This is a genomic window from Labrenzia sp. THAF82 (assembly GCF_009363435.1).
In the GTDB taxonomy this organism is placed as follows: Bacteria; Pseudomonadota; Alphaproteobacteria; order Rhizobiales; family Stappiaceae; genus Roseibium; species Roseibium porphyridii.
This window is the reverse complement of record NZ_CP045354.1, coordinates 2,901,257-2,912,201: the sequence shown is the minus strand read 5'-3', so window position 1 is coordinate 2,912,201 and position 10,945 is coordinate 2,901,257. Positions and strand designations below refer to the sequence as shown.

The window sequence follows — 10,945 nt, the reverse complement described above, 5'->3', positions numbered from 1 at the left end:
AGAACTGCCGGAATTCCTTAATGCGTCAAACCGTGAAAAGAAAATGCAACCGACTACAATCGCAATAGTTTAGTCTAAATTATTATACTATAAAAGATATCAAAAAATTTGCGTGTTTGAATACTAATTAAGAAAAAAATATAATGTATTCGGAAATAATTGACAGATATTCTTTACAATTGAGAAAAACGAAAAAATGTTCACATGGTTAATACGTAATCATTTTCATCAAGTTTGAAAAACTACTGGAAACAAGAACCGTTGGAGCCTGACATCATTCACAACCCTGAGGCGCGTTTGTCCTTTGCTAGATTGACGCTTTTTCTCAATGCAAAGCGCTCTTTCCGGTCTTTTAAATTAGGATCTTGCGGGAAACTTAGCCGCCCTCCGTCCGGCGACTTCAAAAACGAAATTAAGGCCCTGTTTTAATTGACATTTTTAGACATCTTCACTCTTGAGCACCTCGGAGAAATCGCTTTCTCCTGTCTCGCTATTTGCATTGGAAAAGGATTGGCTATTGAGCCGGCCAGAAACTGGAGGTTGAGCTCTGTTTCCCACCCACCTCGCCAAGAAGCACTGGTAGATCCAAGTCGGGACGCTAAGGGAAGCCAGTCGGTTTGAAGATGTTGTCAAGCGCACTTGAACTCAATGCCGGAAGCTCTTCCAAGTGACCAGAGAACGGAAGACAGACGCAAACGCCCTGATCACCTATCGGCAGCACAGTAAGGACTTTTGAACTGATCGCGACAAAATAGCATCGCAGGTCGCAGTGTTCATCTCGGAAGCAAACAGCAAGAATGCGTTTGTCCTCCAGAGCGCCGACGCTTTCGCAGACAAAACTCAAGTGACTTTGACATCGCCAAGTTGATGCTATGTCAAAGTTCAGAAACCTGTTTGGTGCGGACGGCGGGACTTGAACCCGCATGGCCTAGGGCCGACAGATTTTAAGTCTGTTGTGTATACCAATTCCACCACGCCCGCTCTTCCCCCTCACCTAACGACCTTCTTTGAAAATCGCAAGCGAGCGCGATCAGAATTCCTGCGCGGAGATGACCGTATCCCCGCAAGGTTGATTTTACGTGATCAAAAACTGGAAATTGCCCGCTCGGGACTGTATGTGAACAGATACAAAACCTATTGCAATAAGCGCCGGAAGGCCGGGTCGGCACGAACCCAGCGCGAGACAATCAAAAAGACGGACAGTCCATGGTCAGCTACATTGATGCCGCAGAAGCACCTTTGAAAAATACAGGTCAAGTGCGTCTTTACGGACCAGAGGATTTCGAAGGAATGATGCGCGCCGGACAACTGACGGCGACTTGTCTCGACGCGCTTGCCGACATCGTGAAGCCGGGTGTGACAACCCAGGCAATCGACGACTTCGTGTATCAGTTCGGCATGGACAACGACGCCATTCCGGCAACGCTGAATTATCGCGGCTACACTAAATCCAGCTGTACATCGATCAATCACGTTGTCTGCCACGGCATTCCCAACAACAAGGCCCTGCGCGAAGGCGACATCGTCAATATCGACGTGACCTTGATCCTGGACGGGTGGCACGGCGATTCCAGCCGCATGTATCCGGTCGGTCAGTTGAAGCGCGCATCCGAGCGGCTGATCGACGTGACTTATGAATCGCTGATGCGCGGTATCGAGGCCGCCAAACCCGGCAACACAACAGGGGACATCGGCGCTGCAATCCAGACCTATGTGGAAGCCCAGCGTTGCTCGGTCGTCCGTGACTTTTGCGGGCACGGCCTCGGGCTGCTTTTCCACGACACGCCAAACATCCTGCACTACGGTCGCCCAGGTGAAGGCGTGGAACTGAAGCCGGGCATGATTTTCACAATCGAGCCAATGGTCAATCTCGGCCGGCCGCATGTGAAGGTCTTGAGCGATGGATGGACCGCTGTGACGCGTGACCGTTCGCTGTCGGCACAATTCGAGCACTCGATCGGCATAACGCCGGATGGCTGCCAGATTTTCACGACATCACCCAAGGGTCTTCACAAACCCGGTCGCCCGGCGGCTTAAGATCGCAATGAACGAAGCCAAGTCCGGCAGCGCAACCGCCAGCCACAAAGGCCATCGCCAACGATTGCGCGACCGGTTTCGAAAGACTGGCGAGCAAGGTCTTGCCGACTATGAGCTTCTTGAATTCCTATTGTTCTCCGCGCTACCCCGCCAGGACACCAAGCCAATTGCCAAGGCACTGCTGCAACGGTTCGGGTCGTTTTCGGCCGCACTTGCCGCGCCACGGGAGCGGCTCAAGGAGATCAATGGTCTTTCCGATGTCAGCGTAGACACATTGAAAGCCGTTCATGCAGCTATTGTGCGCTACCACAAGGCAGAGCTGGACGAGCGGCGCTTGTTGGATTCATGGTCGAAAGTAATCGACTATCTGCAAGTGTCCATGGAACACTCAACGGTAGAAGAATTCCGAGTTCTGTTCCTCGACAAGAAAAACGGCCTTATTGCCGATGAGGTCCAGCAGACCGGTACCGTCGACCACACCCCGGTTTATCCGCGTGAAGTGATCCGTCGGGCTCTTGAACACTCCGCAACGGCCCTCATTCTCGTTCACAATCACCCTTCAGGCGATCCGACCCCTTCCCGTGCAGACATCCAGATGACCCAAAAAATCATCGATATCGCAAAACCGCTTGGCGTCGAAGTTCACGATCACATCATTGTTGGCCTGAGAAACAATGTCAGTATGCGCGGGCTGCAATTGATCTGATTTGCGCCGACAAGATGCATAAACGCGGTTACGCCGGATCACTGCCGGCAACTATCACCAAGCGTTATTTCCGTCACTACTTGGCTAAGCATCCGTATTTACGCGTTTTTTACCAAGTCATAAGGGACTTTCCTTAACCTGATTTGGCAATACTCGGCCTGAAACAACCGGGCCCTTGTATGCAAAACTCGACCAAAAATTCTGGCGGACGCATTGCCAACGCGATCATCGTACCGATGGTCGCGGTGGTCTTGACATCCGTTCTTGGGATTTTCGGGCTGATGCACTGGTCCGCGAGGTTGTCGGACCGGACTGCCGAACAATCTCAGGAGCGGCTGATAAACGGCGCGCTCGAGCTGACCAGAAACTACCTTGTCAAACAACAGACCGGTGTCGTCATCTGGGACGACGCTTATCACGAGGTCAACCAGGATGACCCGGACGAGAGCTGGATCTTCAACAATGTGATGCACTGGCTGTTCCAGAACCACCGCTTCACAAAGGGTGTCCTGATCAACCGGGACTTCGAAGTTCAGCAGATCTACGCCCAGAACTACACCAGCAAGTGGATGACCCCGGAAGTCTTGCACAGCCTGAAGCCGTCCATTGCCAAGGTACGTGCGAGATACATTACTTCTTTTCGCAAAACACCCTCCGGCCTTTTCAGTTTTGTACCCAAGAGCAGCGATGCCAGGCGATCGATTGCCGAAACCGGCATTGTCTCGCTTCAGGGTGAGCCGCATCTGTTCAGCGCCGCAGCTGTCATGCAACAGATCCAATCGATCTCGCCGATGCGCAGACCGCCTTCGGTTCTGGTCAGCCTTGTTCCCCTGCGCGGCGAAAAACTCAAGGGCATTGCGGAAATGTCCCGGCTGGACGGCTTCGTCCTGGCCAATATTCAGGCCCCTCGCCCGGGTGTCGGCCAATATTTGCTGAGATCGCCTCGCGGTGACGATGTCGGCGTCCTTGCCTGGCAGTCAGCTCAGCCAGGTACGCAGATGATGCGCCGGATCAACCCTTTCCTGGCGCTGGCTGCATTCATGATCGCGGCTGTGGTGATAGCGGTCACCATGTTTACCCGGCAGATGACCAAGCGCCTTGCACGAAGCGAGGCTAACGCAGTTCACACCTCACGTCACGATGCCCTTTCTGGCTTGCCGAACCGTGCCAGATTTCACGCTCTGCTGTCTGACATCCTCGAGGAAAGTATCCTGAACGGCTCAAATACAGCTGTTGTCTATATCGACCTTGACCACTTCAAGGACATCAACGACACGCTTGGCCATTCGGCCGGAGATAAGGTCATCATGGCCGTTGCCAAGCGCCTCCGCCATGTCATTCCCGAAAGTGGGATCGTTGCACGTATCAGCGGCGACGAATTCGCGATGGTTCTCAAGGATTGTGAAAGCGAAGAATGGCTGGAATACATTCTTGATCAGGTCCATGACGAGATTGGACGCCCGATCATGATCGGACGCCGCGAGATATTCGCCAGCATGTCGATGGGGGCCGCTATTGCCCCTCGTGACGGAAACGACCCGGACGAACTGCTGCGCAAGGCTGATATCGCGCTTTATGACGCCAAGGAAAACGGCCGCAGCCGCCGCTCGTTCTTTGAACCCTCTATGGAACAACAGGTGCAGTCAAAGGACGAAATGTCCCGCGAGCTGCGCCTTGCCCTGAAGAACGACAAGCTTGACCTAGCCTACCAGCCTCAGTCGGACACGACCGCGAAGCGCATTGTTTCTGTCGAAGCGCTCGCGCGCTGGACACGGGAAGATGGAACAGTCGTTTCTCCGGCACAGTTTATCCCTGTTGCCGAAGAGACCGGTCTCATCAATGATCTGGGCATCTGGGTTCTGAACAAGGCCTGCGCCAAGGCGCATGACTGGCCAGGGATCGTTGTGTCAGTCAACGTCTCACCAAACCAGTTCAAGCATCCGCGCTTCGTTGAAAAAGTCATGGCGATCCTGGCAGCCAACAATCTGCCTCCGCAGCGACTTGAGATCGAAGTGACCGAAACGGTTTTCGCCGGGCGAAACGATAGCGTTTTGAAGGCGCTGCGCCGCCTTAAGAACCTCGGCGTCAAAGTTGCGCTCGACGATTTCGGGTCGGGTTATTCAAGCTTGAGTTATCTTCGCCGGTTCCCGTTCGACACCCTGAAAATCGACAGGGACTTTGTTTCCGACATGAACGGCAATGCGGAAGCTGAGGCTATTCTCGTCTCGATCATTCAGCTTGGCAAAGCGCTTGGCATGACAATCGTCGCCGAGGGTATTGAAACGGCGCAGCAGATCCGTTTTCTCCAGGATCACGACTGCCACAGAATGCAAGGCTATTTCATTTCGCGGCCGCTTTCGGGTGCTGCTCTGTCAAAATTCCTGGAAGACTTTCAGGGAACTGACAGCAACGACTATGAAACCGATCTCAATTACCAGCCCAGAGCCTTGGGCAGCTAACGTCCTGGATTACAGCTCGAGTTGAGACGTTCCTTGATCTCAGACGACAAGATCCAAAAGCTCAAGAAAGGAGCGGTTTCAGCTCTTGAGAGCAGATCTTGACCTATGGTTCGTGTCAGGAGTGCCACGCCGGACTGACCAAATTCAGTGCGAACCATGTCTTGAAACCACGCCTGGTGTTGACGTCTGCGACGCTGATTTAGCCGCTCTTCGCTCTCAAGGTGCTGTCTATGCAGCCCCATCTGGTTCACCAGCTCTGCAATTCCCTCGCCCGTTTGGGCCGAAACCTGTTGCACGGGAACTTGCCAGCCTTCGCTGCCAATACTGCTTAAAGAGAGTGCGCCGGCAACGTCCGAGGCCGCCCGCCGTGCCAATGGCCCCATGTCTGACTTGGTCACCGCCACCACATCGGGGAGTTCCATGATACCCGCTTTCATGAATTGCAGACTGTCGCCGGAACCAGGCTGAATGCAAAGAACAACCGTGTCGGCGGCCTGTTTCAGATCGCCCTCGGATTGGCCGATACCAACGGTTTCAACAATTACCCTGTCGCAGACGGCCCTTAGCAAGGCAATGGCCGCAACCGAGTGATCCGACAAGCCGCCTAGCCTGTCTCTCGCAGCCATGGAGCGGACAAAAACCTTGTCATCTTCAGGATCGGTCTTCAGTCGGGTTCTGTCACCCAAGAGGGCACCGCCCGTAATGATCGAGGACGGATCAATGGCGAGTACGGCGACGCGCAATCCCTCCTTACGAAAGGATTTGATCAAAGCATCTGTAAGGCTCGATTTTCCAACACCAGGTGGGCCTGTAAGGCCGATAACCTGTGCCTGGGGTTCTGAACAGACGCTGTCCAGGAAAACTGCGGTTTCCCGTGCGCCTGCACCGGTTTCAAGGCGTGTCAGCATACGCGCAAGGGTGCGTTTGCCACCCTTGCGCAGCTGATCCAACGAGGGGAACGGCTCACTCACCTTTTCCTCGCCATGTTTGTTGCAAGCGGGACAGTCGCATTCAGTCCGACGATTGCTTCTTCAGCGCCGATTGTGCTGCGGCCAGTCGGGCGATGGGCACGCGGAATGGAGAGCACGACACATATTCAAGTCCGGCACCTTCACAGAAGTCGATTGAGGCAGGGTCGCCGCCGTGCTCACCGCAGATGCCAAGTTTGATATCCGGCCGCGTTGCACGCCCGCGTTCCGTCGCGATCGAAATCAGTTCGCCCACACCCTCCTGATCGAGGGAAACGAATGGATCCTGTTCCAGAATGCCTTTCGCCTGATAGGTGCCAAGGAATGACGCAGCATCATCCCGAGAAATCCCGAATGTAGTCTGTGTCAGGTCGTTGGTTCCAAAAGAGAAGAACTCTGCTGATTGAGCAATTTCAGCGGCCCGCAAGGCTGCACGCGGCAGCTCGATCATCGTACCCACATGGTAGGTAAGTTCAGCACCAGTTTCTTCCATAACGGCCTTCGCCATGGCTTCGATCCGGCCTTTGACGAGATCCAGCTCCGCCTTGACCCCAACCAGCGGCACCATGATTTCAGGCACCACCGGCGCACCGGTTTCCTTGGCTGCAAGGACGGCAGCTTCGAAGATCGCGCGAGCCTGCATTTCGGCAATCTCAGGATAGGACACCAGAAGACGACATCCGCGATGACCGAGCATCGGATTGAATTCTTCCAGAGCCAAGGCCCGGTCCCGCAGCAGTTCCGGATCGGCTCCCATGGCTGTCGCGACTTCCGCCAGTTCTTCATCGGACTTCGGCAAGAACTCGTGCAAAGGCGGATCAAGCAAACGAATTGTCACGGGCAAGCCGTGCATGATCTCAAAGAGATCAGCGAAATCCTTTCGCTGCATTGGCAAAAGCTTGGCAAGTGCTGCCCGGCGTCCATCCTCCGACCCGGCGAGGATCATTTCACGCACCGAGATGATCCGCTCACCTTCAAAGAACATATGCTCGGTGCGGCACAGTCCAATTCCTTCAGCACCAAAGTCGCGGGCAACCTTGGCATCCTGAGGTGTTTCCGCGTTGGTACGCACCTTCATGCGGCGGCCTCTGTCGGCCCAGCTCATCAATGTCCCGAAGTCGCCTGAAAGGACTGGCTGAAGCATCTTCACTTCACCGGAAAGCACCTGTCCGGTGGCGCCATCGATTGTGATCGTGTCGCCCTCTTTCAATTGGCGTCCAGCGCAATTGATGACACCGTTCCGATAGTCAATTCTCAAGGCTCCGGCACCGGCGACACATGGCTTGCCCATTCCGCGCGCAACAACAGCAGCGTGGCTGGTCATGCCGCCACGGCTTGTCAGAATACCTTCCGCTGCATGCATGCCGTGAATGTCTTCAGGGCTGGTTTCAACGCGCACCAGAATGACCTTTCGGCCGTCTCCTTTGGCCTTTTCCGCTTCATCTGAGGTGAAGACGATCGCTCCGGAGGCCGCCCCCGGCGAGGCAGGCAAGCCAGTGGTGACAATATCGCGTTCCGCATCCGGGTCGATGGTCGGGTGAAGCAGCTGATCAAGGGCGCCGGGCTCCACACGGCCGATCGCCTCTTCTTCACTTAAGACGCCCTCTTCAACCATGTCCACGGCAATCTTCAGGGCTGCTTTTGCGGTGCGCTTCCCGTTCCGGGTCTGCAACATCCAAAGCTTGCCCTTCTCGATAGTGAACTCCAGGTCCTGCATATCCTTGTAGTGCTGTTCAAGCCGGTCGCAGTAGGACTGGAACTCTGCGAATGCCTCCGGCATCAGCATTTCAAGCGACGGGTTGGAGGACCCTGCTTCTATCCTGGCCTTCTCAGTGATGTCCTGCGGTGTCCTGATACCAGCGACGACATCCTCGCCTTGAGCATTGACCAAGAACTCGCCGTAAAGAGCCTTTTCACCAGTGGACGGATTGCGGGTAAAGGCAACACCGGTGGCCGACCCTTCTCCCATGTTTCCGAATACCATGGCCTGTACATTCACCGCCGTTCCCCAGGAGGCCGGAAGGTCATGCAGCCGACGATAGGTCACAGCGCGCGGCACCATCCAAGAGCTGAAGACGGCCCCGACAGCGCCCCACAATTGTTCGCGCGGGTCCTGAGGGAACGGCTTGCCGAGTTCCTCTTCTACAAGGTCCTTGTATTTAGCAATGATCGACAGCCAACCGTCAGCATCGACATCCGTGTCGAGTTCAAGTTCGTTCTGTTCCTTGTGCGTTTCAAGAATTTCTTCAAATTCGTGGTGGTCCAGCCCTAACACCACGTCTGAGTACATTTGAATGAAACGACGATAGCTGTCATAGGCAAACCGGCGGTCATCGGCTTCCTTTGCAAGTGCTTCGACGGTTTCGTCGTTCAGACCAAGATTAAGGACCGTGTCCATCATTCCCGGCATGGACACTCTGGCACCGGATCGCACCGACAACAGCAGCGGTCGCTCCGTATCCCCAAAATTCCGGCCTGTTGCCACACCGACTTTGTCAACGGCTTCAAACAGCTGTGCGCCCAGCTCATCTGGATAGGATTTGTCGTGGTCGTAATACCAAGTGCAGACTTCAGTCGTGATAGTGAAGCCGGGTGGAACTGGCAAACCGAGGCTGCTCATTTCAGCAAGGTTTGCGCCCTTGCCACCAAGCAGGTTGCGCATTTCGGCTGCGCCTTCTGCCTCTCCGTTGCCAAAGCTGTAGACCCACTTGGCCATATTCACTCTCCTAACCGATGCCGGCGACAAACGCCTCCGTCATATTGCACTGCACATACCTGCAACGGCAAAGGATTGGCTTCAAGCCCTTTCTCCCGGAAACCGGGCTCTATCACCCATTGGGCTTAAGCTTTCCGACGATGTGCAAATTCAAATGGATTTAAACCGTCAGAAAGTTATCCATCTGCCTTGCCGCATAGCCTTAAAGACGCCATTGTCAAAGGCAATAAGCAAGATTCCTAACTGTCGGTGAAGATGGAGTGCGAGGAAGTATGACCCAAGCGACCGGTGCCGTTGCCAATGTGGACCGAAAGCCCCTTAAGCTGAGGCTCCTTGCGCTGGTCAGTGCAATCGCCCTTTTGCCGGCAGCCGCGATGGCGGAAACCACGGCCGAACCTGAGAGCTACGGCACCCCAACAGGCCTGCCCTTCAATCTTTCGGGAAGCTACCTTTCCGGACGTCTTGCCGGGTTTGGCAAGGACTACGCACAGGCTGCCGCCTTCTATGAGGAAACTCTCGCGGCCGATCCCAACAACACGATGCTGTTGGAGCGAACATTCCTTTTGAAACTGGCAAACGGCGACGTCGAACAGGCTGTCGATTTCGCAGAAGAGCTTGAAAAGGCCGGTCTGGAGAATTTTCTCGCGCAGCTTGCCATCGGCGCTCAGAGACTGATCGATGGCAGCTATACAAACGCGGATATTGCTCTGGCCAAAGGGCGGAACGGTCCTCTGGCGCAGCTTTCTATCGGTATATCGCGAGCCTGGGCACTTTACGGCAACGGCAAGATTGACGAAGCCGTTGAAACCATCGACAACCTGAGCGGTCCGGAGTGGTTCGAGGTTTTCAAGGCAACCCATAAAGCACATCTGCTATTTGCGGCTGGCAAGAATGCAGATGCACTCGAAGCCATTGAGGGAGCCTACGCAATCGATCAGGGCGCTATTCGCGTCATCGATGCCTATGCCAGGATACTTGCCGCCAACGGCCGGCAGAAAGATGCGATCGACGTTCTCGATCAATACGACCAGCAGTTCCGAGGTCACCCAAAACTGGCGGATACACGTGAAACCCTGATGAGCGGTGAAGTCATTCCGCCCATGGTGACGGATCCGGCCCAGGGCATGGCCGAGATTCTGTACGGCCTGGGTGCTGTCATTGGTCGTGATGGCGGCGAGGAACTGTCGACATCCTATCTCCAGCTCGCGCTTCATCTGGACCCTGAGGCCGAATTCGCGGCCATTGCACTCGGCAATGTTTTTGAACGCATGGAGCAACCAGACCGCGCAATCAAAGCCTTGATGATGGTGCCCGAAGACAGCGTTCTGAAACGGGAAGCGGAAATTCAGGTCGGTATGAATTTCAACGCCTTGGACAAGCTCGACGAAGCGCGCGCCCATCTCGAAGTGCTCATTGAACAAGACCCGTCTGATCTTGAGGCGGTCATTGCACTCGGCAATATCCTGCGATCTCACGAGATCTATGACGAAGCCGAGACCACATATACACAAGGACTTGATACAATTGTCGAACTGGAAGACCGGCATTGGATCATTCTGTATTTCCGCGGCATTGCGCGCGAGAGACTGGACAAATGGGACCTTGCAGAAGCTGATTTCCGCAAGGCATTGGAGTTGAATGAAAACCAGCCTCTGGTTCTGAATTATCTCGGGTATTCGCTGGTCGACCAGGGTCTGAAGCTCGACGAAGCGCTCGAAATGATCAAGACGGCAGTCGAATTGCGACCAACCGACGGTTACATCGTGGACAGTCTAGGCTGGGTCTTTTTCCGTCTCGGCCGTTACGAAGAGGCTGTGAAGGAACTGGAGCGCGCAATTGAACTCCGACCGGCTGATCCCGTGATCAACGACCATCTTGGCGACGCCTATTGGATGGTCGGCCGTCGCAACGAAGCCAGGTTCCAGTGGAACCATGCCAGAGACCTCGGGCCTGAGGAAGATGAGCTGCCGAAGATCCTCGACAAGATCGCCAATGGCCTGAAGGACGTTCCGGTAACCGATGCAGCCAACGCCGAAACGAAAAACAACGGCGGCTGACC

At 54.8% G+C, this 10,945-nt stretch carries 6 protein-coding genes and 1 tRNA gene; 4 read left to right on the top strand and 3 right to left on the bottom strand.

The window, feature by feature from the left end; genetic code table 11:
- Positions 1-895: 895 nt before the first annotated feature.
- Positions 896-981: transfer RNA gene (locus FIV00_RS13720), tRNA-Leu, on the bottom strand.
- A gap of 225 nt (positions 982-1,206) precedes the next feature.
- On the opposite strand from FIV00_RS13720, the gene map reads away from it, so the two are divergent.
- From map to FIV00_RS13705, 3 genes are all read left to right on the top strand, one after another.
- Complete coding sequence (gene map / locus FIV00_RS13715) at positions 1,207-2,037, top strand: type I methionyl aminopeptidase (RefSeq protein ID WP_152501276.1); 831 nt, start codon at positions 1,207-1,209, stop codon at positions 2,035-2,037.
- Positions 2,038-2,044: 7 nt separating this feature from the next.
- A complete protein-coding gene (gene radC, locus FIV00_RS13710) occupies positions 2,045-2,743 on the top strand; it encodes a DNA repair protein RadC (RefSeq protein ID WP_152501275.1) in 699 nt (232 codons plus the stop codon).
- Between the two features lie 179 nt (positions 2,744-2,922).
- Entirely contained in the window at positions 2,923-5,202 is a 2,280-nt protein-coding gene (locus tag FIV00_RS13705) for a bifunctional diguanylate cyclase/phosphodiesterase (RefSeq protein ID WP_152501274.1), read from the top strand.
- On the opposite strand, the gene meaB is transcribed toward FIV00_RS13705, so the two are convergent.
- Positions 5,199-6,173 (bottom strand): methylmalonyl Co-A mutase-associated GTPase MeaB, encoded by a 975-nt coding sequence (gene meaB / locus FIV00_RS13700; RefSeq protein WP_152501273.1) that lies wholly within the window; start codon positions 6,171-6,173, stop codon positions 5,199-5,201. The genes FIV00_RS13705 and meaB overlap by 4 nt on opposite strands.
- Positions 6,174-6,213: 40 nt before the next feature.
- Positions 6,214-8,886, bottom strand: coding sequence for a pyruvate, phosphate dikinase (gene ppdK, locus FIV00_RS13695; protein WP_152501272.1), 2,673 nt, complete (start codon positions 8,884-8,886; stop codon positions 6,214-6,216).
- 272 nt (positions 8,887-9,158) lie between these two features.
- Between ppdK and FIV00_RS13690 the strand changes: the two genes are divergently transcribed.
- Positions 9,159-10,943, top strand: coding sequence for a tetratricopeptide repeat protein (locus FIV00_RS13690; protein WP_152501271.1), 1,785 nt, complete (start codon positions 9,159-9,161; stop codon positions 10,941-10,943).
- The last annotated feature ends 2 nt before the right edge of the window (positions 10,944-10,945 follow it).